Origin of the sequence: Psychrobacter sp. P2G3 (assembly GCF_001593285.1) — a bacterium.
In the GTDB taxonomy this organism is placed as follows: Bacteria; Pseudomonadota; Gammaproteobacteria; order Pseudomonadales; family Moraxellaceae; genus Psychrobacter.
The window spans coordinates 1796767-1823068 of record NZ_CP012529.1 but is presented as its reverse complement, the minus strand read 5'-3'; the positions used below and the strand labels follow the sequence as shown (position 1 = coordinate 1823068).

The following is a 26302-nucleotide window of genomic DNA, read 5'->3' as shown; positions in this document are numbered from 1 at the left end:
ACTTGGCACAATGGATAGCTATGTCGCAGCAATATCAAGTTCTAGCGCGTAAATACCGCCCCAAAAACTTCCATGAGTTAATTGGGCAAACGCACGTCTCTCAAGCGTTGATTAACGCGATTGATTATAATCGTCTGCATCATGCTTATCTGTTTACTGGGACACGTGGCGTTGGTAAAACCACGATTGCTCGTATTTTGTCTAAGTGTTTGAACTGTGATACTGGCGTGACCAGTACGCCTTGCGGTGTTTGTGATAATTGTGTCGCCATCGATCAAGGTCGTTTTATCGATCTAATTGAGATTGATGCAGCCTCGCGTACCAAAGTTGAAGACACACGTGAGCTACTTGATAATGTTCCTTATGCGCCAAGCCAAGGCCGCTATAAAGTGTACCTTATTGATGAGGTGCATATGCTGTCTACGCACAGCTTTAATGCGCTACTCAAAACCTTAGAAGAGCCACCAGAGCACGTTAAGTTTCTACTTGCGACCACCGATCCGCAAAAACTGCCGATTACTATTATCTCGCGCTGTTTACAGTTTGTGCTGCGTCCTTTGCCGCAGACATTGCTTAGTGAGCATTTAGCAAACGTTTTGACTCAAGAACAAGTTGCCTATACGCAGCCTGCACTTTGGCAGCTGGCAAGTGCTGCAAAAGGCTCCGTACGTGATGCGCTGTCTCTTACCGATCAGGCGATTGCCTTTGGTCAAGGTGCGCTTGATGATGTGACAGTTAATGCCATGCTTGGCTTAATCGATGCCGCTGATTTGGTAAGCTTGATTACTGATATTTACAACCATGATAAGTCTGCAGTTGCCGCTCATATTGAGCAGATGCGCGCGCAAATGGTCGATGCCACTAGCATGTTTGATGGACTCGCTGAACTACTGCATCAATTAGCCTTGACGCAGCTATTACCGGAAGTCGCTTTAAATGTAAATGAAGCGCAAGCACAAGATATTAATGCACTTGCCCAACATATTAGTCCTGATGTTTTGCAGTTGTATTATGAAATCGTAGTACAAGCACGCGAAGGTATCAAGCTTGCTAGTACGCCAATGCAAGCACTTGAAATGTGTATCTTACGTCTATTAGCGTTTCGCCCATTACCTATTGATGAAGTCTTAAAGTCTCATTCTATTGAGTCAACTAGCTCAACAGATATATCAGAACCTATAGCTCCTGTAGGTCATGTTGCATCATTGCACGAACCGCAACCTTATAATCTTGATAATGTCAGTAATGTTCATGAGCAAGCTATTATTAGTGAGGAAGTTAATAGCGTTGAGCAAAGTGCTAATAAGATGACGGGCAATGAAGCTCACTTCTCAGAAAGTGCATTTGCAACAGATACAGCCAATATTAATCAGTCTATCAAAATGGCTGATACTAATATTGTTATAGATAATTTTTCTAACTTGCCTCAATCTTATGAGTCATCAATTAACGATAGCGTAGAGCCTGAACCAATTGCTGAGCCTGAACCAATTGCTGAGCCTGAACCAATTGCTGAGCCTGAACCAATTGCTGAGCCTGAACCAATTGCTGAGCCTGAACCAATTGCTGAGCCTGAACCAATTGCTGAGCCTGAACCAATTGCTGAGCCTGAACCAATTGCTGAGCCTGAACCAATTGCTGAGCCGAGTCGAAATGATTCTCAGTTAATCTCACAATCTGATGACCCACGTACTTTACTACGTTGTCCAGTGCAAGAGCTCATGGGAGAATGGACGCCAGAGAAGTGGGACTATTGGTTACAAGAAGCTCGTGAGGATGGCAATCTTGCTCAAGATGAGCTGGCACTTGCTCGTCAAGGTATGATGACAGGTAGTTGCAATGGCGAAGCAATATTTGTGACCGGTGTCGATAGCAAGCATTTACAAGCAACCTTTCAAGAGCTGGCTACCAAGCTCCAGCAACAATTCCCAGAGGCGGATATCAGCTTACAGGTAGACAATAGTGTGATGCAGGATGAGAATAAAACGCCTGAACGTCGTCAGCGCCAACGGGTTGAGCAAGCGACCTCAGTTGCGGAAACCATGCTACTTGAGTCGCCTGTCATGCAGTATTTATTGTCTCGTGGTGAAGGAAAAATGGGTAAAGTTAAGCTGATCTAACATCCAACATATATTTTTCAGTAAATAATTTTATCAGCATGATATGCTGATTTGATATGTTATTTTTTACCCAATTATTAGACATTAATATTTTAAACATACTCGATGTTCATGTTTAACTTTCATATATATGCTTAAATTATCTATCGAGTAGAATGTTAATTTATATTAAACAGTCAACTAAAATTTTTTTTGAAAATTTCAATGATTAAAGCAACAGTTGAGTAATATTGTCTAACAACAAATTATCATAGTCAAACACCAAGATATTGATGTTGTTGATATTTTTATATACCAATAATTAATCATACTGACGTATGGTAATATGAAAAATATATAAAATCAGCTATACTGATTAAGTTATATTAAAAATTAGAAAATTTATCAGGTGAGAGTATGTTAGATAATTTACGCGGTATGGCCGTGTTTGCCAGTGTGGTCGGACATGGCTCTTTTAGTGGATCAGCTCGTGAGCTTGGTATCACAACTAGCGCAGTTAGTCAGCAAATTCGGTCATTAGAAAATGAGTTAGGTGTGGTGTTATTGCATCGCTCTACTCGTAAGCTAAGCTTGACCGAAGCTGGTGAAAGTTTTTATGAAGCAGCAAGAGATGTGGTTAGTGCTGCAGAGCAAGGTAGAATTAAAGTCAATCAGTTGCGCGATGAGTTAGCGGGTAGTTTGCGTATTGCTACTACACCAGAACTTGGCGTAAATCATATTTTGCCAGCTTTATCTACATGGATGGCTGCGCACGATGACTTAAGTATTACTTATCTGGCAGACAATCATTATATCGATATGATTGATGAGCGTATTGATATTGCGATACGTATGAGTCCAACGATTAATGACTCTACGTTGAGTAGCCATCCGCTGACAGATGTGCGACAAGTGCTTATTGCTTCACCCCAGTATCTGCGTCAGCATAAAAAGCTTACGAGCCCCAAAGATCTCGCTGAACATCAGCTGATTTGTATTGATATCATGAAAGATTCTAATCAAGTCGATCTTACCCAGACTGAAACAGGTAAGAAAACACGTACAAAGATGAACTCCCGTATCCATACTAACAATGTCTTTATGGCTACTACCTTGGCTAAAGAGGGTCATGGTTTGGTTAGGATGATGGAGATGGATGTTAGAAAAGAGTTAGAAAGCGGTGATTTGGTCGAAGTATTAACCGGCTATCAATTACCGAGCTTTGTATTATATGCAGTCACCTTAAACCGTGAACAGCAACCTGCAAAGATTACTCGCTGTTTAGAAGTGTTGAAAAAATATTTTCATGCTTGTTAATGGTTAATGTAGTCTAAGTTAAAAAAACGTAAAAAGAGCCCTTAAATTAATATTGATTTAAGGGCTCTTTCGTATCTAAAATTGAGTTACAACTGCAAAAAGTATTGTTTAAAATAACGGTTTGAATAGATTAATCAAACGCTCAACGACTTGCCGGCTTTCAATACGGCTTATATTTAATGGCGGTAATAAGCGCACAACATGACCACCAGTGACATTGATGATTAGTTTTTGCTCATCGCGTGCATGGTCAACCAGCTGACTACAGTCCATGGTATCAGGCAAGGCAATACCTATCATCATTCCAGCACCGCGGCTACTGACGCCATACTGTTGCAATTCGTCTGTTATGCTTTTACGAATAAACTGACCTTCGGTTACCGCGTTTTTCATTATGCCGCTATTTGTTAACACATCATAGACGCTGTGTACTACGCGACTTGCAAGCGGTGTACCGCCATAGGTAGAGCCATGACTACCTGCACCAAACAAGCCATTAGCACGTCCGCGTACCATACACGCCCCGACTGGAAAACCATTACCAAGGCCTTTAGCGGTAGTCAATACATCAGGGCGGGCGTTGCTATGTTGATAAGCAAAGTATTTGCCCGTGCGGCCGTTACCGGTCTGTACTTCATCGATCATAAAGAGCCAGTTGTGTGCGTCACATTCCGCTTGTAGCTCTTCCAGATAGGTAAAGCCATTAGCTGCAGTATTAAGGCCGCCTTCACCTTGAATAGGCTCTACGAATATTGCACAAATATCATCGTGAACTTGAGCGGCTTGCTTGATAGCTGCAATGTCACCAAACGGCACACGGATAAAGTCATCATCTAAGGTAAAAAAACCTTCACGCGCTTTAGGATTGGCGGTCGCTGATAATGATAATAAAGTACGACCGTGGAATGATTGCTCCATGACGATGACCTTTGGACGCTTGAAGCCTTGCTGGTGAGCATATAACCTTGCAAGTTTTAGTGCAGCTTCGTTAGCTTCGGCACCACTATTGGCAAAAAACACACTATCCATTTGCGCAGCAACACAAAGCGCTTCTCCCGCGCGCTCTTGCCAGTCAATACCAAATAAATTACTGGTATGAACTAAGGTAGCTGCTTGCTGTTGAATAGCATTAGTCACTTGTGGATGGCAATGCCCTAAACCGCATACTGCGATGCCAGTGAGCGCATCTAAATACGGAGTATCATCTTTGGTATATAGCCAGCTCCCTGAACCACGGGTAAAGCTGATCGGCTGACGATTATAGGTAGGCATCAGATAAGTAGCTGACATGCAGACATCCTTGGATTATTAAGGTAATGAGTTACGCAAAACGAGCCATATAATATGGCACTATATACGGATCACAACAAGTTAAAATTCATCAGAAAATGGCGTAGACTCAGCAGGCAAGCTATAATCTTCATTCGCCCAAGCGCCAAGGTCAATAAGCTTACAGCGCTCACTACAAAAGGGCTTAAACTTATTGTCTTGCCAAGCAGTTTTAGTGCCGCAACATGGACATGGGTAAGTTTTGGGTGTGGAGTTGGGGGTAGATTGCGTCATAATGAAGTGAGGTTAGCCTCATGGTTATGAAGGAAAGTATGATCAGTGAACAAGAGCCGTTATAATAGCACGCGGTCAAAAAAAGACAAATATAGAGCAGGGTATATCAAACTAACTTTGGTGATATTTCTGTAGCATTGTATAGGTTATAGCAATAACACCTCTATTTATTCTGCAGTATAATTAGACCTTTATTTAAATTGACACTTTATCAAAAATTACAACGAACAAAGCAAGGATAACTGATGAATCGTGAGCAACCGCTTTCACACAAGAAAGTACGTGCATTCCAACCAGAAAAGCTCTCAGCCCCGCGCGACTTTTTTATTCCAGAGGTTGTCCAAAATACAGCTACTAAAGATGATAGCGATAAGTTGCCATTAATATTGGAGATTGGCGCAGGGAAGGGCAAGCATGCGTTAAGTTTCGCAGCAGTACATCCTAAGAAGCATTTGATTGCTATTGAGCGCACACGTAATAAGTTTGAAGCTTTTACCAAACTATTTAATCAACAGCTGCTGGACAACCTAACTCCAATACATGCTGATGCTATTGCATGGACTGTACACGCTATCCCTCCTGATAGTCTTGCAAGTATCTATCTGCTATATCCAAACCCTGAACAACACAATCCTAATCAGCAATGGCTGAATATGCCATTTTTTGAATTTTTATTATCACGCTTGCAAGTAGGTGGTGAAGTCATTTTAGCGACTAATATAGAATCTTATATGGATAATGCAGAACAGCAAGCATTGAGTATTTGGCAATTGCCAAACAGGCGTCATAAGGTGCCATCTGATAACCAGCGTACGCACTTTGAGGTAAAGTACTTGGCTCGTGGAGAGACATGCTGGCAGTTAACAATGACCAAGCCTGAAGGTTATAAAACTAGGTTTGATAATTGGTTTGCAGAGGAAGATAGCGTTAACGATAAAAAATAGCCTAAGTGGAAATGATTAAAACATAAACGATAAAAGTTACTCAACAACCCTAAAATATAAGCCATATGAAATAGCCTAAGCAAACAAAATTAAATATTAAAAAAACCGCTCCAAAGGAAGCGGTTTCCAAAATTTAGCATCTACCTAGCTATCTATAAAAAAGGTTTTACTAGCTTTTCAGAGTCAGTATAAGCGTTTATTACTGTCAAAAACGTATAAGCACCGATAAACTTACGGCTAATAAACATAAACTCTTTAGGAGGTAGGTTAAATTCAAATGATTGAATGGCACGAGTAGCACTCGCTGAGATACGCGAATGTAATTTGCTATTAGCCCAAATATAACGCTTTTGCTCATCTAAACAATCTGCAGGGATATCAGGATTAGCATCAGGATGACTAAAGGGCTCTGTAGCAAGTAGGAATAACGATGCAATATCTGCTCGCACTTTATCGCTCATCGTATTAAAAAATTCATAGCCTGTCATACCTTCCATCATTGCTTGATGGTCATGATGATAGCCTGCGCGTAATAGGCTACGAGCAATGGTAAGTAGGGTATTATCAAACTGACGGATAGCGCCAAAATCCAATAATATCAGTTTATCTGGCTCATCAACATTATCGCTGATACGTACTAAATAGTTGCCAAAATTTGGATCCGTCTGCATCTCACCCCAGACAAAAATCTCCTGCATCATGATCTCTATTGCTGCTTGACCAATAGCATTACGTCGTTCATGCGGCACTAGTTGCAGGGTTTCAGAGGTAACGGAAACCCCAGGCTCATAAGTCATGCAGAGTAAACGCTTACTTGAGTATTTACGATTAATCTTAGGTACCACATAACGAGGATCATCGACTAAGCGCTCATAAAAGCGTTCTGTCGTTGCCGCCTCTGCATCATAGTCAACTTCATGATGGAGCAGGTCACGTATCTCTTCAAACCATGTATCAAGTGCCCGTGTTTGCGGAACGATATTGCTTACTTTCAATAAACGCTTAAATAGTGCAAGATCGGAGTTGATAGCGTCGGCCACCCCTGGGTACTGAATTTTCAGCACCACTTGCTCACCCGTTTCTAGTACCGTTGCACGGTGGACTTGGGCGAGGGAAGCTGTGCCAATAGGAACGGAGTCAACCTCAAGTTCGCTGAGCTTATCTCCTAAGATATGCTGTAAAGTTTGTTCTATTTTTGGCCAAGTAAGAGTAGCGGTATCGTCGTTAAGTGTTTGTAGCGCCCGAGTAATCTCAGGCGGTAATATATGCTCACCATACATTGCTAGCATCTGGCCAATTTTAACTACTGAGCCTTTAAGTTTACCTAGCTCCTCTGCGACATAATTTGCCTGCGCCTCCATAAATACTTGATTACGCTTCGAGCGTGCCTGCTTATCCAAAAACATACCAGACATACTATTGCCTGCCCAGCGGCGACCAATATTTAGGGAAGTCTTGGCAATCGATAATCGACGTTCAAACCCAGAAGTTTTTAGGCTATCGATTGATTGCTTATTATTAGAAGGTCTAGACGGATCATGTGCCATAAATATAACCATTCATCAGGTTGTACTGATTTGCGGGTTTAAGACTAACAATACAAGTGAGATGCAAGGTTAGCATACAAAATCGTACTGACCCGTAGGTCATAGCACGAATGATGGTGTTACATTAATAATGCTAATAAAAGTGATTTTATAAAACTAGTGCTCACGAATTAAAGGTGTCGTACTTGCTGTAATATTATTTTTTCGTACTATTACAGCAAGCTGAATACTAAGAAATTAGTACTGAATTGAAAATGCCATTATTGAGAGTTTAACTCATTAGAAGCACTAAAATCACCCCAGCTTGTACTTAGACTGGGGTTGGAACTCTACAGCTTAACAGAGCATCAAAAACATTGTCTAAAGCATGATTTATATTAAGACTGTTCACGTGCAATAGCATGATGACCAATATCACGGCGATAATGCGCACCATCAAAACTGATCGCAGCCGTCACTGCTAATGCAGCTTGCTGAGCGTCCAAAATGCTATCTGCTAAAGCAGTCACACACAATACACGTCCACCGTTAGTGATAACTTCTTTGGTGTTTCCAGTATTGTCGCTATGTGCAGCATCTGTATTGCTATCATGAGAAAACGCTGTGCCAGCATGGAATGCTTTTACCGGATTATTATTATTAGCATCTAATTCTGGCAAGCCAGCGATCACGTCACCCTTTGACGAGCTTTCAGGATAGCCTTTTGAAGCAACCACGATACCAAGAGCAGGGCGGGTATCCCATTTAGCATCACTAGGTAGTTGACCTGCTAGTCCTTGTGCAACTAGATCTACCATCGACGACTGCAAACGCATCAAAATAGGCTGCGTCTCTGGATCACCAAAACGGCAGTTAAATTCAATGACATAAGGATCTCCTGCTTCATCGATCATGAGGCCTGCATACAAGAATCCAGTATAAGGGTGACCGGCAGCATTCATTGCGTCGACCACTGGCTGAATGACTTGCGCCATGACTTTATCGTGGACATCTTGAGTAACGACTGGTGCTGGAGAATATGCTCCCATACCGCCCGTGTTTGGACCTGTATCACCTTCAAACGCACGCTTATGATCTTGGCTAGTTGCCATTGGTAAAATGTTATTACCATCAATCATACAGATAAAACTGGCTTCTTCACCTTGCAAAAATTGCTCGATTACCACACGGCTACCGGCGTCTCCAAATTTATTGTCCGCCAGCATATCATCGATGGCTTCATGTGCTTGTTCAATAGTTTCAGCAACGATAACGCCTTTACCAGCGGCAAGTCCATCGGCTTTGATGACAATTGGTGCACCTTGTTCATCAATATAGGCTTTGGCAGCTGCGGCATCCGTAAAGCCTTGGTAGGCAGCCGTAGGAATACTGTTTTGTGCCATAAATTCTTTGGCGAAGGTTTTTGAACCTTCTAGTTGTGCACAATATGCAGTCGGCCCCCATGCTTGAATACCAGCCTCACGGCAAGAATCAACAATACCAGCAACTAATGGGGCTTCAGGACCAACGATGACCATATCAATAGCATTATTCTGGCAAAACTCTATGACAGCACTGTGTTCACTAGCGTCATTGTTAGTCGCTTCTAAGATAACATTTTGGCATTTAGGTTCTAAAGCAGAGCCTGCATTACCAGGTGCGACATAGATGTGCTGCACATTCTCATCTTTGGCACACTGCCAAGCCAATGCGTGTTCGCGACCACCTGAGCCAATCACCAAAATATTCATCATACGTCTTGCCCTTAATTAAGCGTTAATAGCGAATCAGTAAAGCACTGTCAAACATACTGCCGTATTCTAACAAAAAAGTCGTACCTATTGCCATGAGTATCCACTTGCCAGCCACACTCAATACATTATAAAAATAATATAACGAAAATTTGTTGAACAATTGCTTATCAATGGCGTAGACTATTTGGATAAATGAATATTTAAAGGTTATTAGGGTTGAATTGACGATATAATAGACAATTATCTTATGAATAAAGGTTATTAAGACAATAAATATTCATGAAATATTTTTTTACACTTTAGCTATGTTGATAGGTGCGTTACAATCCAATAGATTAGCGATAGATAGCTGAGCCAAGGATCTTTAAGACCTAGCTTGTCGTAAGAAATGGGTTCTAAGGTAAAAACGTCAGTGGTTTGATCGATTCAGTATTTTTAGCTCAAATCGATCTCAAGCTAACATACCATCGTAAATATTCGCTAATAGATACCATTAAAAGTAATTAATATTAATCTAAAAAATCAAATTTATAAAAAGGACGGATACTATGCCCAACTCTCTTGGTATCACAAAAGAGCGTATTGGCCAGATAAGTGATATTGCCACCAGTTATGTGCAAAAGGATAAATCACTACTTGATCATTTTATTAACAGCTATTATCGACCGCTCCATCATGAGACTGCAGATGTCATCGATGATACAGATTTGGCAGGTATGGCACTACACCATTTTACGCTACTAAAAGCCTATGAGGGTAGTAAGCCACAATTGGCTGTCTTTAACCCAATTGCTGAAGAGCAGCATTTTCATAGCTCACATACTATTATCCAAATGGTGGCGTATGACCGTCCGTTTTTGGTAGATACGATGCTCATGAGCCTTGAAGCACAAGGGATTGATGTCCATCGTACTTATAATACAATTATTAGTGTTAAGCGTGACGAAGACGGTAATCTTACCCACGTCGATAGCGCCCATGAAAGCGCAACTTCTCATATGTCACTAATTCACTGTGAGATTGCCTACCAAGATAATGATGAGTTAGAGGCGCTACATCAAATACTTTTAGACAAGGTTGATACGCTTGATACTGTAGTTGGTGATTGGAAAGAGATGCGCTCGCGTCTGACTGATATTAAGGCTGAGCTGGCGCAAAAACCACTACCTGAGGTCTTTTACTCTCAGCAAGAAATTCAAGCGTTCTTAGACTGGATATTAGACGATCATTTTATCTTTTTAGGCTATCGTGAATATCGCCTTGAAGGTGGCAACTATATTGACGTCACTGATACAACTGACGATAGTAAACAAGGTGGTATCAATAAAAACGCGGACCTAGACTTGTTTGCAATCGGTAATAGTGGTCTTGGTCTATTACGCGGCGCCGAAGAAGATAAGCTATCTGAAAGCTTTGATAGACTGCCTAAAGAGCTTAAGCAACTTTTGACTGAGCCGCGTGTACTAATGCTTTCTAAGTCAAGTCGAGTGTCACCTATTCATCGTCCAGTATATATGGACTTTTTGGGTATTCATAAATTTGATGACAATGGTAGATTGGTAGGTGAGTATCGTTTTATCGGTCTACTTACCTCACAAGCGTATCAGCTTACAGTTCAACAAATCCCGCTATTACGTGAAAAAGCTAATAAAATCATGGCAATGGCTGACTTGCCACGTGCAGGCCATGCTTATTATAAAATGATGCATGTCATCAATACTTTACCACGCGATGACTTATTTCAAGCCAGCGTCGAAGAGTTATATCCTATCGTCTCTGGTATTAGCCAATTACAAGATAAGAAGAGTCTACGCTTATTTAGTCGTATTGACCATTATCAACGTTTTGTGTCGTGCTTGGTTTATATTCCCCGTGACAAATTCAATACCGAATTGCGCATTGAAGTACAGCAAGTACTAAAAGATGCTTATGGCGGTACATCATCTGGCTTTACTACGGAATTCAATGAGTCTGAACATGCTCGCGTGCATGTGCATGTGCGCACAGTACCAGGTCAAGTTAACGATGTAGATAATGCTGCGCTTGAAGCTGAATTATCAGCACTTATGGAGTCATGGACTGATCATTACCAGCAAATGCTGCTTGATAATGTTGGTGAGCAACAAGCTAACTCCTTAACACGTCGCTTCTTAAACTATATCCCAGCTGCTTATGAAGAGCGTTTTGACGCACGTACAGCGGTTGAAGATACCAAACGTCTGGCTAGCTTGACCAATGAGCAGCCAATGATTTGGCATTTATATCAGTCAACAGGAGACGCGGGCAATCAGTTGCACTTGAAACTGTATGGACGTGAGCAACCAGTTATTTTGTCTAAGGTATTGCCGATTCTTGAGAACTTTGGGGTGTCGGTTATTTCAGCACAAACTTACGAGTTTGATTTGCCAGATCAGCCGATTTGGATGCAAGAATACGAGCTAATCTTAGAAAACGTCAATACGGTCAATATGCAAGTGGTTCGTGGTCAGTTTGAAGACAGTCTAAAGCAAATTTGGGCTGGACGCGTTGAGAGCGACTCCTTTAATGAGCTGGTATTAATTACTAAGTTAGATACTTATGATGTGGTCGTGCTGCGTGCATTATCACGCTATATGATACAAGCAAAAGCGCCTTTCTCTAGTGCTTATATACAGCAAACTGTGGTAAAAAATAGTGCTATCAGTGTGGCTTTAGGCAGTCTGTTCGATGCACGCATGAATCCTAAGTATAATGAAGATGAACGTAGTGAAAAAACCACTCAGATTCAACAAAAAATTATAGCGGCATTGGCAGATGTAGATAGTCTAGATGAAGATCGTATCTTGCGTTGGTACTTAGATTTGATTAATGCCATGGTGCGTACCAACTTCTATCAAACTGATACCGATGGTCAGCGTAAAGATCGCCTATCGTTTAAGTTTTTGGCAGCAGATATTCCAAATCTGCCCAAGCCTAAGCCCATGTTTGAGATATTTGTTTATTCACCGCGCGTTGAAGCAGTGCATCTGCGAGGCGGTAAAGTTGCCCGTGGTGGTCTGCGCTGGTCAGATCGCATGGAAGATTTCCGTACTGAAGTATTGGGCTTAGTCAAAGCACAGATGGTCAAAAACGCAGTAATTGTCCCTGTTGGTTCAAAAGGCGGCTTTATTGTCAAAACCAAAACTATGGCAGATGGCCGTGAAGCGTTCCAAGCCGAAGGTATCGCCTGTTATCAGACATTCTTACGCGGTATGTTAGATGTCACTGATAACATTGTTGATGGAAAAATTGTCCCGCCAGCCAATACCGTGCGTCATGATGAAGATGATCCGTACTTAGTAGTTGCCGCCGATAAAGGCACGGCAAGTTTTTCTGATATTGCTAATGCTTTGTCTGCTGAATATAACTTCTGGCTTGACGATGCCTTTGCTTCAGGTGGCTCTGTTGGCTATGACCATAAAGCGATGGGCATTACGGCACGCGGTGGTTGGGAATCGGTCAAGCGTCACTTCCGTATGCGCGGTATGGACATTCAAAACCGTGATGACTTTACCGTAGTCGGTATCGGTGACATGAGCGGTGATGTATTTGGTAATGGTATGCTGAGATCTACTCATACCAAGCTAGTCGCTGCCTTTAACCATCTACATATCTTTATTGATCCTAATCCGGATACCGCTGCTTCTTATGCAGAGCGCGAGCGTTTGTTTGAAATGCCTCGTTCGACGTGGGATGACTATGAAAAGTCGCTCATCAGTCAAGGTGGCGGTGTGTACTCACGCCAAGATAAGAGCATCGCTATCAGTGCTGAGATGAAAGAGCTGTTCGATATTAGTGAAGATAATCTAGCGCCTAATGAGTTAATCACTGCCCTAATGAAATCGCCTGTTGATCTTATTTGGAATGGTGGTATCGGTACTTATGTGAAAAGCGAAAATGAAAGTCATGCTGATGTCGGTGACCGTGCTACCGATGCGTTACGTATCAATGGTAATGAGCTACGTGCAGCGGTCGTTGGTGAAGGTGGTAACTTAGGCTTTACTCAACAAGGTCGTATCGAATATGCACAAACGGGCGGGCGTATTTATACCGATGCTATTGACAACTCAGGTGGCGTTAACTGCTCAGATCATGAAGTCAATATCAAAATCTTACTTGGTAAAGTCGTTGAACAAGGTGATATGACCTTAAAACAGCGCAATGAATTGCTTGAGAGCATGACCGATACCGTTGCAGAATTAGTATTGCGCCAAAACTATCTACAACCACAAGCGATTGAGCTTAGTCACATTCGTGCAGCAGCTAACTTAAGTGATCATCAGCGTTTCATTCAGATGTTAGAGGGTGAAGGGCGTCTGGATCGCGCGATTGAGTATTTACCATCGGACGAAGAAATTGCCAAACGTCAAAAAGCAACTACTGGCCTGACCAATCCTGAGCTAGCAGTCGTCATGGCTTATGGCAAAATGTGGGTGTATGACAACTTGTTGTTGTCCGATTTGCCAGATGATCCGTACTTCGTTAATGAGTTACGTAAGTACTTCCCTGATGAGCTGGCCTCACGTTTCTTTGATGAGATGACTGAGCACCGCTTGCATCGCGAGATTATCAGTACTTATCTGACTAATAGTGTGGTTAACCGCTTAGGTATTGAGGCTCTATTCCGTCTTTATGAGGAAACAGACCAGTCGCTGGCAACCATTGTTCGTGGTTATGCGATTAGCCGTGATGTCTTTAATGTGTCAATAGCATGGAAAACGCTTGAAGCGTTAGATAATCAGGTCGATGCAACGCTATTGTTAAACCTTGAGCTACGTCTACGCGATGCGCTTGAGCAAGGTGTTGTCTGGTTTATCAATGCCTTTGGGCAAGATTTGCAAGTCGCTGATATGATTAGCCGCTTTAGAGAAAGTGTTGAGAAATTGACTAAATCTGGCGGGTTCATTGAGCAGCAATTTGCAGAGTACTTGCAAGAAGATGCCACTAGCTTGATGCAAGAGGATCTGTCGGAGAGTGATGCGACAATGTTTGCTATGCTGCCTTATCACGTTGATGCGCTTGATGCGGCTTTACTGGCTGAGCAATATGAACGTCCTGTCGATGAAATTGCAACATTATACTTCGAGGCGTATCACGTCTTGCAGTTAGATTGGATGATGGATAATATCGCCACTTTACCGCAGCATGACTACTGGGATCGCCGTGCGCGTCATGCCTTAGTAAATGAGCTATCACGTAGTTTGCGTCTATTAATGGATGCAGTATTATCGAAGCCAGATGCCAAGCAAGCCTTTAGCGAGTGGCGTTCACGTCATCTCGATCAGCTAGCATCTGTTGAGACAGAGATGCACAAGCTCGATGAGCTCTATAGTGAAGATGAAGATGGGCAAGTTGGTTTATCAACATTGTCAGTGCTGATGAGTGAGCTTAGCGGCTTGGCTACTAAGTAGCGATCTAAATGCAGACTATAAAGTAAAGTGTAGGCTGCTTAATGAAATTGCTTGAATCAGCAGATATTTTTAAAATAAAACCCCACCGTTATTAATTAGCGGTGGGGTTTTTTATTGTGTAGGGCATATACTTATTAAAATCAAAAAACAGTAAAGCTGATAAAGTAAACGCTTAGTCCAATTCAAGCAATGTACTTAAACGTACCATCTCTCCATTTTTTTCAAGCCTGCGGCATAATTGCCCAGTAACCTCTATCATCGAGCAGTCCTGTTAGTCCGCTATTTTTAGCTACTATAAGATAATCTTGTTCATAATCAGAATCGTAGTGTGCGTGCTGAATACGAACATCTGCTAGCGGGTAAACCCAGTCACCATGACGATTGATGATGCCTTGTTTGGTAGCATTGCTAGCATTGTCTGAGGTGTCAATACTGACGATAAAGCTGGTCGCAATATCAGGCTCCGTTTGAATCTCATCATACTTAAAAGGCACGATAGTCTTGCCAGCGGCATTGACGACACCATATTTACTACCGTGTTCTTTACCATTATTAATCTGACGCTGCGCTAATAGATACTTATCCATCAATATATAAGCATCGGTCAGATTGTCTATGATGACATTACCTTTTAGGTCTTGTAGTTGCTGCGACCCATCGGTTTGCTCAGTCAGCTTGCCAGCGAATTCATCATTATTTTCGATACGCTCAAAATAGCGATTGGGTAAGTAACCGGCACAGCTGATGGTAGCGTGGGCAGGGGTGATAGCACTAACCGCACCAACAGATAAAATAGATACCCATGTTAAGAGTGCTAATTTGTTAGTCATCGCTATTTCCTTATTATCACACTTTTTACTTATAGCCAGTCCAATATGAAAAAGATACAGCGGAACTGGGATGAATTTTTTGCAGCCTCTGTCAGCGTAGGTACAGCAAGCTAGAAAAATTTATACCAGTTTCGCGTTATTAAATAACGTATCCATTTTATTTAGTATTGACTATATTGCTTTAACTACTGCCATAACTTACGAGGCTTTTTCATCGGTAGCATTGACAACTCGGCGACAGCCTCGACCACTGATTTGGCTAAAGCCGCCAGACAGTTTTTCGACCTTTATTTGGGTTAGGATACGATCTTTTAACGCCTGTACGTGCGAGATGATACCGATCAATTTACCTTCTTGTTGTAAGCTGGTTAAGGTATCGAGTGCAATATCAAGCGACTCTTCATCAAGCGTACCAAAGCCTTCGTCCAAAAATAGTGAATCGACGCGGATGTTGTGACTCGCCATTTGTGATAGCCCAAGCGCTAAGGCCAGACTGATAATAAATCCTTCACCGCCGGAGAGGTTTTTGGTACTGCGAATATCGCCGCCTTGATAGTTGTCGATGACATTGAGCTCAAGCGGATTGCTGTCATCATGAATGAGCAAATAGCGGTCACTCATTTTTTGCAGTTGCGTATTGGCATGACTAATCATGACCTCAAACGTTAATCCTTGGGCAAAGGTACGATATTTTTTACCATCAGCCGAACCGATTAACGTATGTAGCTGCTGCCAAACTTGTAGTTTCTGCTTTTGCTCATCAATGGCTATAAGCTGTGCCGCTTGTTGCCCTTTTTGGCTATCATTATCCTTGAGCTTTTGGTCAATCGCACCGATTTTTTGACTTAACTCATCAGTATCTATTTGTATTTGCTGATGCTGGCCAGCAATTATTTCTCGGCTTGCATCAGTCATAGGCGCAGCAAGTTTTTGTTCTAACGCTTGCTGAGTGCTGTCCAACTGCAACTTAGCTTGATGCAATGCATTATCAATAGCCAATCTACGTGCGTGTAGTGCTTCGCGCTCTTCTTTAGGCAAGCGAGCACTCACAAAAGCAGCTTCATTAACGAACTGTGACTCTGCGAGTAAATCCGTAAAGGTGCTTTGCTGCGTATTCAGTGTGGTAGTCGCCGACTGTAGCTCTGTTGCTAGCTGCTCCTCTCTAAGTTTTAATTGCTCTAGAGCCTGCTGTATGGTATCTAAATGTCTTTGTGCTACTACTTGCTTGGTTTTAGCTGCATCAACCGCACTGCGTAATTGAGTCTCTTCATTGTCTGTATTTTTATCTGCAAAAATCTCGTTTCTATCTTGCTTTAATTGTTTGATGGCCTTGGTTTTATGAGCAATTAAGCATTCTAGCTCTTTGAGTGCTGTGTCATCATTGTTCAGCTGTGCTTGCTTGGTTTCAATCTGCGCAGTCAAGCTGCTTAAGGTATTGGTTAGCTGCTGCTGGCGGTCTTTCTGCTCATTAAACTGGCGTTTTAGCTGGTTTAAAGCACTGCGCTGTTGACGCAACTTTTCAATATGACGGTCATAATCTGCGCTGCCTATTACCGCTTGCTTATCAAAACTATGATGCAGCTGCATAAGTGCGTCAGATAAGTCTGCCGCATTGAGCGCTGTAGTTGAGTTTAAGTGTCCTTTATATTTATCCGCTGGATATTTATGCGTTAGAGATGAAACGGTGGTCATCAGAGGCGTTAATTCTGAGAAATTAGCAGTGATCTTATCTTTTATTCCATCAATTTTTTGTGAGTTAAGCTTGATGTCAGTTGTTAGATTATTAATATCGCGACTAACTGCCTGTTGCTGTTTTTCATCAGCTTCGATAGCAGTACTGAGCTTTGCCGCACTTTCAGTTAAATGCTCATATTCGACCACTATGGTTTTAAGAGATTGTTTATGTCCACTCAGATCGTGTTTGGCGGTGTCCAATAAGGATAAGCTATGATCTATATTCGTGATGGTCGCATTAATATCATCGCTTATATTATTAAGAGTATTGATAATCGCCACAATCGATTCAGAGTAATTGTTTTTAGACTCAAATAGTGAGGCTATGTACTCCTGAATATCACCATGTAATATTTCGGATTGCTGATGTAGTGGCACTAGCTGTTGTTGCTGGTTGTTAAGCGTCTCTTTCTTTGTGGCGTATTCGATATTGTATGTTGATAAAGCCTGCTCAAGGTTATCAATAATGGTTTCTAGTTCAGCTATTTGCTGCTGAGTTTGTTGCGTCTTAGTCTGTTTTATTGTGGACGACTGTTTTTGCTCGACATTGTCATCGATATTATTACTGTCTAATAACGGATGATGCTTGCCATAAGGATGCTCATGCGCGCCGCATAACGGGCAGGGCGATCCATCTTCTAGTTCTGCTATGTAGTCTTCAAGCTTAGCGACCTTTTGTAGTAAATTCAGATGCTCTTGCTTTTCTTGTTTTTTAATCTTAGCATCTTGAATATCTGACTGCTGATTGGCAATCAGTCCTTCTAAAGATATTAACTCCTTGTTTAGCGTAGGTAGCGAGAGGTTGGTCTTTTTGATTTGGTTAGCAAGTTCAGACAGCTGCTGTAACTTAAAGCTTGCTTGCGCAATCTGACCGCTGATCTGATCCACTTGCTCTTGCTCGCCGCGCATACTAACAAGCGATTGTTTTTTAATAAGTGCGGCTTGCTGCTGTTGTAAGCTGGCAAGTTGCTCGCGCTGTTGAGTTATCAATACTTTATCAGCATCTTGCTGCTTAGAGAGCTTATCGAAATGAGCTTGTAGCTGGCTGGATTGATTGTCATGCGCAAGCTTATCCGCCGCTAAGCTGACATTATCTTCTAGCAGCGCCTTTAATCGGCTACAGCTGCTATCAAAGGTCGCCATATCTGTATCGAGGTCGTTTAGCTCTTGGTAATCGCTAAAATACTTTTCTATACTATTAAGTTGAACCTTCGTCTCTTGCTCTGTTTGTCCATGGCTGGCTATTTCCTGGAGTAGTCTTTGCGTATTATTGACTAATATGTCTTTACGTTGATTGTCATCTGCTAAAGAATGGGATTGCTGTTTTATCTCAGCATCCAACTCGCGTGTCTTTGCAATAATAGGCAGAGTGGCTTGCAGATTATCCGTGGCTTGCTTTTCAATTTTATTGACATCGTTTACATGGGTAGAGGCTTGTGCAAGCGCTTCTTGCTGTGTTGGAATCTTGCTGAGCAAATCCTGTTGTTCAGTGCTAAGTCGATTGACCAACTCTCGGCTATAGCTAAGCTCTCGGAAGTGGCTGTCAATCTCTAGGGCTTTATTAGCAACATCTAGGCGCTGTGCTTCTGGATTAAAGTCTGTCTGTGTCTGCTGTGCTGCTGCAAAATCGGTCTGATAGGTCGATAGATTTTGTTGTAGCTGCTCGACACTATCCAGCCACTGCAGCTGCTCGCTTAGGGTTTTAAAGGTTTGCCGCTGCTTGCTTTGTTGTTGATTAAGGATTTCTAAATCTGCTGCCAGTAACTTTTCATCTTCAAGATTTAATAACGATAAGCTATTAACGCCTGCTTGTAGCTTGCCAAGCAAATCTTCCTCAAAGCGTTTTTTCTCATGGACGTTTAACGATATCTTGGCATAGATAGCAGTACCGGTTATTTTCTCTAAAATGGCGGCTCTATCGCCAATATCAGACTTTAAAAACGCGGCAAAACTGCCCTGTGCGAGCATGATGGAGCGGGTAAATTGATTGAAATCCATGCCGATAAGGTCTTGAATATAGGCGGAAGTCTTAGATTTTTTCTCTTCTAAAATCTTGCCGGTTTTGACCTCACTAATCTCATGCTTAATCGGTAATAAGTTACCTTTGGCTTTTTTGTGAGCGCGATGTTGGTACCAATAGCATTGATAACGTTTGGCATCAATCTCGATGATAACTTCTGCCGAGCATTCACCCGTACCTTGGGTCATGATTTCGTTCGTTGAGCCGGTAATATCACCCAATCTTGGCGTCTGACTATAAAGTGCTAAGCAAATCGCATCCAAGATGGTGGTCTTGCCAGCGCCCGTCTGCCCAGTAATGGCAAAAATCCCTTCATTCAGAAAAGCGGGGTCACTAAAATCAATGTGCCATTCGCCTTTTAAGGAGTTCAAATTTTTAAGTCGTAGTTCTATCAGTCGCATGGGCAGGTCTTATTTTTATATAGAGTAGTTATAAAGAGAGTGGTGACCAGAAGTTCTTGACTAGCATCTAAAATGCGCTGCTGTTATTCGGCCTGAGTATCTTCATGACGCAGGTTATAAACGATTTGATCATAGGCGTCACGTAAGGATGATTTTTGCTCATCAGGAATATTGTGAGCAATTAAGCAGCGCTCAAATACTTCTTCCTCATTTAAATCTTGTAGGGTCTCAGAGATTTGCTGTTGGTTCAAAACTTTATTATAGGTGCGCGTGTTTTTAATTTTTAATACTTCACACGGCAAACCTTCTACCATCGCCTGAATATGCTCACGCAACTCACTGACCATGTCGTCACCTGTATAAATAATTTCAAGCCAAACAGACTTTGCTGCATCAAGAGCTTGGATGGTTTTATCAATAGTCTGCTGAATAGATTCCAAATCACCTGAGATTTGCGCCAATTTTTGGAATTTTGGAATGGGTAGGGAGACCACTTGCATCTGACGTGATTCGTTATGATGTAGTAGCTTGGAGATTAACTTAGAGGTTGAAGTGGGGGCTGTTTTTGAGTTGATATCAGTATTCTGCGTAGCACCTGTTTGAGTTAAACCTTCTTCAACCCTACTTTCTTCCTTTACGTCACTCTCTTTGCCCTCTACTGAGTCATCGAAGCCAAACAAGTCATCCATAAAATCAGTCGCCTGAACTGCTACTTTTTTAGCGGCTTTTTCTACCGACTTTTCAATCTTGGTCACTGTATTAGTAAGCTGAGACATACTGCTTTCAGCGGTACTATTTGACGCTGATTTTTGATTACTAACATCATTTTCTACTTCGCCAAACTGTACCAGTAATACTTGTTTTTGTTGCTTAGCCTCACCAAAGCCCATAGCAATAGGTGAGCCTGAATAGCGAATACTCTCACGACCACCGACACGCTGCGGGACGTGCAAGTGCCCAAGTGCCACATAGTCAAAGCTTTCATCAAACATATCAGCAGAGATTTTTCCAAGTGAGCCGACATAAAGCTCACGCACACCATCGTCCTCAGTAGTAGTGCCACCAGCTGCAAATAGATGCCCGGTGGCGATGATAGGAATGTGACGTTGGTGCACTTCGGCTAATTTAGCTTGCTTCGTTTTAGCAATGCTGGCGACTTTATCATAATGGGCACGAATGCCTTTGATGACATTGGCATCTTTACTATCCGCGGACTCGCCAGCGCTGCTGCTACGGACATCACGGTCGCGCAGATAAGGGACTGCGGCGATAATACAATGCGGTGTACCGTCTGCATCGTCTAAAACCAATACCTCATCGTTTAAGTCTTCACAAGCAGTGCCAATGACATGAACGTTTAGGAATTTTAAGACATTGCTGGGTGCATCTAAAAAAGTAGGGGAGTCATGGTTACCCGCGACGATAACGATATGCTGGCAACATGATTTTGAAACTTTGCCCAAAAATTCATAATATAGCGCCTGCGCTCTGTTACTCGGCGTCATGGTATCAAAGATATCACCCGCGACGATAAGGACATCGACTTTTTGCGCGCTAATGGTATCTTGTAGCCAACTTAAAAACGCTTCAAATTCATCATAACGCATGCGCCCATAAAGCCTACGCCCCAAATGCCAATCTGAGGTGTGTAAAATGGTTAAGGGTTTAGTAGGCATGAACTTAGTATCGGCAGGTGTGGACATAGTTGAGCTTAAAGATGTTTATTAGAAAGCCATCATTCTAGCAAGATTCGTTGCGGTTTGCTCTTCTGCTCTGTTGCAAGCGCATAAAAAAAGCCCTGCCAATATATTATCGGTAGGGCTTAGCTTTTTAGAAATTAACAATAAAACCTAACCAATCACCAACTGCTCCAAGCTTTCTTCTTGCTGTACAGCCAAATTAGCGACCATAGATAGCGCATGGGCTTGCTGTTGAGTATCCGGTTTTGGTGTTGTAGCCGTACCGCCTCGCAACCAGTTATTAGCAGTTTCTAAGGTATTTTGATTGTCTTGCTGATTTTGTAGGTTGTACCAAGCCAAATCATTATGCAGGCTGACCACGTCTCCCATAATTAATAAAGCTGGCGTGGGCAGCTGGTTCTGTTCTTGTTGAGCAACGATAGTCTCAAGCGTACCAGTTAATACTTGCTGATTGGGCATACTGGCATTGGAGACGATGGCAATTGGGGTGTCGCTACTACGCCCAGCATCAATCAAGCCTTCAGTCAAACGCGCCAGCGAATGCAAACCCATATAAAACACAACGGTCTCATCAGTATTTAAAAAGCTTTTAAAATTGCTATTGGGTGCGCCAGCCTTCAAAAATCCAGTGACGAAACGTACTGATTGTGAGTGGTCACGGTGAGTCAGCGGAATACCAGCATAACTGGCGGCAGCGTTAGCAGCGGTAATACCGGGTACGACTTGATAAGGTACACCATGCGCACGTAAGCTTTCAATTTCTTCACCGCCACGTCCAAAGATAAAGGGATCGCCACCTTTTAGACGAACGACGCGTCGACCTTCTTTTGCACTATTGACCAACAGCTCATTGATACCAAGCTGAGCTACCGCATGGTTGCTACGCTTTTTACCGACAAATACTTTATCGGCATCGCGGCGGCATAGATCCAATACTTGCGGTGATACTAGCGCATCATAATAGACAATATCGGCTTGCTGCATAAGACGCAGCGCCTTAAAGGTGAGCAGTTCTGGATCACCGGGTCCTGCACCAACGATATAAACTTCGCCCATTATATTTTTTACGGTTTGGGATTCTGTGGATTCATTCTCTACTGTATTTTTTTTCTTGATAGCGGATGCAGTGTTATCTAAATCCGCTTGCAATTGGGCAGTCGCTTTCTTCTCATTACCGGCAAATATCAGCTGACTGACTTGACCTTCAAAGGCGCGCTCCCAAAACTGGCGACGTGCTGTCAATGTTGGGATTTTGGTTTTTACCTCGCTACGAAACTCACCAGCAAGCTTGGCCAGTTTGCCATAACCTTGCGGAATTAGAGTTTCAAGACGTGCCCGCAGTAGACGTGCCAGCACTGGCGCTTTACCGTTGGATGAGATACCAATCACAATTGGATTGCGATCGACGATTGCCGGAAAGATGAAATCACATAAATGCGGAGTATCGACGACGTTTACTGGAATATTGAGTTCGCTAGCATCAGCGTGAATTTGATGATTGAGGGTTTCATCATCAGTCGCGGCGATGATCACTCGTGCACCTGACATATAGGCTTTATTATAATTTTCATAGATAAGTTCATGCTTACTATCTGATAGCAAGGCTTGTATTTCAGCGCTGATACTAGGCGCAAGAATTGTGATACAAGCTCCAGCGCGACTGAGCAAGTCTGCTTTACGTAGCGCGACATCACCGCCACCAACGATCAGCACTTTGCGGTCTTCTAATTTAAAAAATAGCGGAAAGGTGTTCATAGCATCACCAATTATTCATTCAATGTAAGATATGCCACCATTATGAGGTATCACAGGCATGCGCTCACGTAGTGAATTGGCATTAGCATATTCGTTTTTGTCATGATAAAGGCGTGTTTTGACAGGAAAGGGAATAGGGACGAGAGTAATTAGGAAAATATTTATCATAAAAAACCCCTCTTACGTAAGTGTAAGAGGGGTTTTAACATCATGGGTCATTGCAACGCTTGACTACAGCTGCGTATGCAAACCACACTCACGGCTTTCTTCTACCTTAGTCGGATCAAAGTAATCAAACTCATTTGGCAAATTATGCTCTTCAAGATACACATCTAAATCAGCGTCTGTTTTTTCAAATAAAGGCGCTACTTTTAACACGCCATCTTTTGATAAGCTAAGAACATCAAGACCTTGGCGGAATTCCGTTTGATCTTTACGAATGGCGTTAAACCATACGTCAGGCTTTAGTTCATCTAGTGCACGGCGAAATGGCTCAAGTTTTACTTGATCCGTGAATTCATCATGCTGCGGATTATCAATGCCTGGGATACCGTTCATGGTCGCGTCACGATAGGCAGCCGTTTGCTTAGGAATATAAGTGATGACGTTTAAGTTTAAATCACGGATGACTTTATTGGCAAATTGATATGTCGCGTCAGTGTTGTAGCCTGAATCTACCCACAGTACCGTAATGTCAGGGCGCTGCTTAGCGACCAAATGCAAGATAGCTGACTCGTAAGGACGGAAGTTAGTGGTGATAATTGGGTTTTTAGCTTGTGTCAGTGCCCATGCCACGATTTCTTCTGGTGATTTGCCTTGCAGGTCTTGGTTAGCTTGGTCGATATCTAGATTTGGGTGTAACTGGCTCATAATACGTTCCTTAAATAGGATTGATTTAACAAAGAATTTAGAAAAAAATTAATAAATGAATGATTAACAAAAACTAAGCACCCGCAAACATCGGTAAGTCAGCGGCGTTGCGACCGTCATAACTGCTAGCAAGGGCAGTAAACGCTTGGTCAATACTAAACTTAGAGTCTGGTTGCATGTCATGCTCACTGAGCACAAAGCTGTCAACACCTACGCGTAATAGATAAGCAATTTGATCACGACCAAACTCACCAGCGACACGAATCTCACCTTGATAGCCCATTTGACGTAGCGTTTGAGCGAAGCTAAAGTTGCGTCCATCAGCGAATTTGGGGACATGAATGACGATGAGTGCCTGCTTTAATAATAGCTCCTTGAGCGCGGTCAATGCATTCGCATCCGTATCAGCGGTCACCCATAATCCAAGACGGCTACTATGCTGAACGATCAGCTCATACACCTCTTTGACCAAACCACTTGCCAGCGCCCCTGAACCGTCCAATAAATCAGCGAGTGGTACTAGGACGTCAGGTTTTTCCTGTCTTTGCAGCAGCTCAAGTAACGTGAGGTCTATCGAGGCAATACCATCTGGTAACGTATCAGTGGTTAACGCATGCCAGCTATCTTTATGGCTAATATCGACGCCGTGACTATCCAAAATGTGGTGATTAGCCATAGACCTTCTCCTTAAAGGGATCAATGCCGACGCGCTCGACCAATTCGCCAAAGCTTTCAACATCATTATCGGTGGTAGCACGCAGATCGACATAAACGTCAACGATCTTTTGAATGGTATCAGCAACCGCTTCAGTAGGTACGGAACGGCCTAGTATTTTGCCAAGCTTGGCATCATTACTCGAGTTGCCGCCGAGGCTGATTTGATACCAGTTTTCACCCTTTTTATCGACACCTAAGATACCGATATCACCGGTATGATGGTGCGCGCAGGCATTGATACAGCCGGACATATTCAGGCGGATATCGCCAAGATCATACAGGTAATCAAGATCGCTAAACTGCTTCTCGATTTGTTCGGCGATGTTGTGCGTGGTGGCATTGGCTAGCGAGCAGTAATCCCAACCAGGGCAGACGATCATGTCGGTTAAAGTATTGATATTGGCGCGAGCTAAATGTAGCTTAGCCAGCTGTTGCCATAGCTCGTACAACTGGTTGGTTTGCACGTCAGCGAATACCAGATTTTGCTGATACGTGCCGCGCAGCTCACCAAAGCTATACTTGTCAGAAAGGTCAGCAAGCGCATCCATCTGCGATTCGCTGACATCACCAGATGGTACATACTTGCCATCGACCAAGCCTGCTTTGAGAGAAATTACCACCGCCCGATAACCGGCAACTTTATGTGCCACGGTATTTTGGTTATACCAATTGGCAAAGTCTTTATCAGCGCTTAATTGCTGCTGTAGATCGGACTGTGCTTGTAGCGCATCAAAGGCTACATAATCAGGCTCACTAAAGAAGCTGGTAGCAGTCTCAAAGTTTGCATCCGTCAGCGTCAGTGGCCCGTCTTTGGTATGCGCTTCCCATTCGGCATCGACCAATTTAGCAAACGCAGGGCCGCCTAAGGTATCGACCAAGATTTTAATTCGTGATTTGTACTTGCTACCTTTATCACGGCGACCATGTAGATTATAGACACGCAAGATGGCGTCTAAATAGCTAAGCAGATGCTGACGTGGCAAAAACTTATTGATCACTTTACCAAGGACTGGAATACGACCGAGACCGCCGCCGACCAAGACTTCAAAGCCAAGCTCACCATCTTCATTTTTCTTAAGGTGCAGACCAACATCATGCACTTGCGTCGCTGCGCGGTCCTCATCGGTGCCGATCACAGCAATCTTAAATTTACGTGGTAAAAAAGCAAACTCAGGATGAAAAGTCGACCACTGGCGAATAATTTCGCAGTAGGGACGTGGATCGGCAATCTCATTTTGATGAATACCGGCATAAGGATCAGTCGTGGTATTACGAATACAGTTACCAGAAGTTTGTATTGAGTGCATCTGTACCGAGGCCAGCTCCGCCAAGATGTCTGGCACATCTTCTAGCTTTGGCCAATTTAGCTGAATATTGGTACGGGTAGTAAAGTGCCCGTAGCCTTTGTCATATTTACGGGTAATTTCAGCCAATTTACGCAATTGATAGCTGGCAAGTAACCCATAAGGAATGGCAATACGCAACATTGGCGCATAACGTTGGATATAGAGGCCGTTCTGCAAACGCAGCGGCAAAAATTGCTCTTCTGGCAGCTCGCCTGCCAAAAACCGCTCGGTTTGGTCGCGAAATTGGGCGACTCGTTCCTCTACCAAGGTCTGGTCAGCGTAATTATATTGATACAT

The 26302-nt window shown here is 42.8% G+C and carries 16 protein-coding genes; 4 read left to right on the top strand and 12 right to left on the bottom strand.

Annotation, left to right across the window (positions count from 1 at the left end; all coding sequences use genetic code 11):
• The first annotated feature begins 20 nt into the window (after positions 1 to 20).
• Both dnaX and AK823_RS07470 read left to right on the top strand, forming a co-directional pair.
• On the top strand, positions 21 to 2120 hold the full coding sequence (dnaX, locus tag AK823_RS07475; RefSeq protein ID WP_068327892.1) for a DNA polymerase III subunit gamma/tau: 2100 nt from the start codon (positions 21 to 23) through the stop codon (positions 2118 to 2120).
• A gap of 396 nt (positions 2121 to 2516) precedes the next feature.
• Positions 2517 to 3416, top strand: a complete 900-nt coding sequence (locus tag AK823_RS07470) for a LysR family transcriptional regulator (protein ID WP_068327889.1) — start codon at positions 2517 to 2519, stop codon at positions 3414 to 3416.
• 108 nt (positions 3417 to 3524) lie between these two features.
• Here the strand turns inward: AK823_RS07470 and AK823_RS07465 are convergent, their stop codons facing one another.
• Both AK823_RS07465 and AK823_RS07460 read right to left on the bottom strand, forming a co-directional pair.
• Complete coding sequence (locus tag AK823_RS07465; protein WP_068327887.1) at positions 3525 to 4706, bottom strand: aspartate aminotransferase family protein; 1182 nt, start codon at positions 4704 to 4706, stop codon at positions 3525 to 3527.
• An 81-nt stretch (positions 4707 to 4787) separates the two neighbouring features.
• Positions 4788 to 4979, bottom strand: coding sequence for a DNA gyrase inhibitor YacG (locus tag AK823_RS07460; RefSeq protein ID WP_068035953.1), 192 nt, complete (start codon positions 4977 to 4979; stop codon positions 4788 to 4790).
• A gap of 245 nt (positions 4980 to 5224) precedes the next feature.
• Here AK823_RS07460 and AK823_RS07455 point away from each other — a divergent pair, with 245 nt between their 5' ends.
• Positions 5225 to 5923, top strand: a complete 699-nt coding sequence (locus AK823_RS07455) for a DUF938 domain-containing protein (RefSeq protein WP_068327885.1) — start codon at positions 5225 to 5227, stop codon at positions 5921 to 5923.
• A 152-nt stretch (positions 5924 to 6075) separates the two neighbouring features.
• On the opposite strand, the gene AK823_RS07450 is transcribed toward AK823_RS07455, so the two are convergent.
• Positions 6076 to 7470, bottom strand: a complete 1395-nt coding sequence (locus AK823_RS07450; RefSeq protein ID WP_068035950.1) for an AarF/ABC1/UbiB kinase family protein — start codon at positions 7468 to 7470, stop codon at positions 6076 to 6078.
• Between the two features lie 377 nt (positions 7471 to 7847).
• Entirely contained in the window at positions 7848 to 9200 is a 1353-nt protein-coding gene (gene purD, locus AK823_RS07445; protein WP_068330215.1) for a phosphoribosylamine--glycine ligase, read from the bottom strand.
• Between the two features lie 551 nt (positions 9201 to 9751).
• Between purD and AK823_RS07440 the strand changes: the two genes are divergently transcribed.
• Positions 9752 to 14632, top strand: a complete 4881-nt coding sequence (locus tag AK823_RS07440; RefSeq protein WP_068327883.1) for an NAD-glutamate dehydrogenase — start codon at positions 9752 to 9754, stop codon at positions 14630 to 14632.
• 221 nt (positions 14633 to 14853) lie between these two features.
• On the opposite strand, the gene AK823_RS07435 is transcribed toward AK823_RS07440, so the two are convergent.
• The 8 genes from AK823_RS07435 to AK823_RS07405 all read right to left on the bottom strand — a co-directional run bounded on the left by AK823_RS07435 (position 14854) and on the right by AK823_RS07405 (position 26302).
• Positions 14854 to 15462, bottom strand: coding sequence for a WG repeat-containing protein (locus AK823_RS07435; RefSeq protein ID WP_068327875.1), 609 nt, complete (start codon positions 15460 to 15462; stop codon positions 14854 to 14856).
• A gap of 198 nt (positions 15463 to 15660) precedes the next feature.
• Positions 15661 to 19617, bottom strand: a complete 3957-nt coding sequence (locus AK823_RS07430) for an AAA family ATPase (RefSeq protein WP_068327873.1) — start codon at positions 19615 to 19617, stop codon at positions 15661 to 15663.
• A gap of 83 nt (positions 19618 to 19700) precedes the next feature.
• Positions 19701 to 21320, bottom strand: a complete 1620-nt coding sequence (locus AK823_RS07425) for an exonuclease SbcCD subunit D C-terminal domain-containing protein (protein ID WP_228138825.1) — start codon at positions 21318 to 21320, stop codon at positions 19701 to 19703.
• Positions 21321 to 21467: 147 nt separating this feature from the next.
• The gene (gene cysG / locus AK823_RS07420) at positions 21468 to 23072 is read right to left on the bottom strand and encodes a siroheme synthase CysG (protein WP_068327871.1); all 1605 of its coding nucleotides are present in this window, start codon (positions 23070 to 23072) and stop codon (positions 21468 to 21470) included.
• A gap of 15 nt (positions 23073 to 23087) precedes the next feature.
• On the bottom strand, positions 23088 to 23240 hold the full coding sequence (locus tag AK823_RS14125; RefSeq protein WP_158510474.1) for a hypothetical protein: 153 nt from the start codon (positions 23238 to 23240) through the stop codon (positions 23088 to 23090).
• Between the two features lie 63 nt (positions 23241 to 23303).
• Positions 23304 to 23942: a phosphoadenosine phosphosulfate reductase family protein gene (locus tag AK823_RS07415; protein ID WP_068035935.1), complete on the bottom strand. Its 639-nt coding sequence runs from the start codon at positions 23940 to 23942 to the stop codon at positions 23304 to 23306.
• Between the two features lie 73 nt (positions 23943 to 24015).
• Positions 24016 to 24618: a DUF934 domain-containing protein gene (locus AK823_RS07410; protein WP_068327868.1), complete on the bottom strand. Its 603-nt coding sequence runs from the start codon at positions 24616 to 24618 to the stop codon at positions 24016 to 24018.
• Complete coding sequence (locus tag AK823_RS07405) at positions 24611 to 26302, bottom strand: nitrite/sulfite reductase (RefSeq protein WP_068035931.1); 1692 nt, start codon at positions 26300 to 26302, stop codon at positions 24611 to 24613. The genes AK823_RS07410 and AK823_RS07405 overlap by 8 nt, the downstream gene beginning before the upstream one ends.

Bases quoted from the DNA above. Each gene is read 5' to 3' on its own strand.
- dnaX (WP_068327892.1), top strand. From the start codon at position 21: ATGTCGCAGCAATATCAAGTTCTAGCGCGTAAATACCGCCCCAAAAAC.
- AK823_RS07470 (WP_068327889.1), top strand. From the start codon at position 2,517: ATGTTAGATAATTTACGCGGTATGGCCGTGTTTGCCAGTGTGGTCGGA.
- AK823_RS07465 (WP_068327887.1), bottom strand. From the start codon at position 4,706: ATGTCAGCTACTTATCTGATGCCTACCTATAATCGTCAGCCGATCAGC.
- AK823_RS07460 (WP_068035953.1), bottom strand. From the start codon at position 4,979: ATGACGCAATCTACCCCCAACTCCACACCCAAAACTTACCCATGTCCA.
- AK823_RS07455 (WP_068327885.1), top strand. From the start codon at position 5,225: ATGAATCGTGAGCAACCGCTTTCACACAAGAAAGTACGTGCATTCCAA.
- AK823_RS07450 (WP_068035950.1), bottom strand. From the start codon at position 7,470: ATGGCACATGATCCGTCTAGACCTTCTAATAATAAGCAATCAATCGAT.
- purD (WP_068330215.1), bottom strand. From the start codon at position 9,200: ATGAATATTTTGGTGATTGGCTCAGGTGGTCGCGAACACGCATTGGCT.
- AK823_RS07440 (WP_068327883.1), top strand. From the start codon at position 9,752: ATGCCCAACTCTCTTGGTATCACAAAAGAGCGTATTGGCCAGATAAGT.
- AK823_RS07435 (WP_068327875.1), bottom strand. From the start codon at position 15,462: ATGACTAACAAATTAGCACTCTTAACATGGGTATCTATTTTATCTGTT.
- AK823_RS07430 (WP_068327873.1), bottom strand. From the start codon at position 19,617: ATGCGACTGATAGAACTACGACTTAAAAATTTGAACTCCTTAAAAGGC.
- AK823_RS07425 (WP_228138825.1), bottom strand. From the start codon at position 21,320: ATGTCCACACCTGCCGATACTAAGTTCATGCCTACTAAACCCTTAACC.
- cysG (WP_068327871.1), bottom strand. From the start codon at position 23,072: ATGAACACCTTTCCGCTATTTTTTAAATTAGAAGACCGCAAAGTGCTG.
- AK823_RS14125 (WP_158510474.1), bottom strand. From the start codon at position 23,240: ATGATAAATATTTTCCTAATTACTCTCGTCCCTATTCCCTTTCCTGTC.
- AK823_RS07415 (WP_068035935.1), bottom strand. From the start codon at position 23,942: ATGAGCCAGTTACACCCAAATCTAGATATCGACCAAGCTAACCAAGAC.
- AK823_RS07410 (WP_068327868.1), bottom strand. From the start codon at position 24,618: ATGGCTAATCACCACATTTTGGATAGTCACGGCGTCGATATTAGCCAT.
- AK823_RS07405 (WP_068035931.1), bottom strand. From the start codon at position 26,302: ATGTATCAATATAATTACGCTGACCAGACCTTGGTAGAGGAACGAGTC.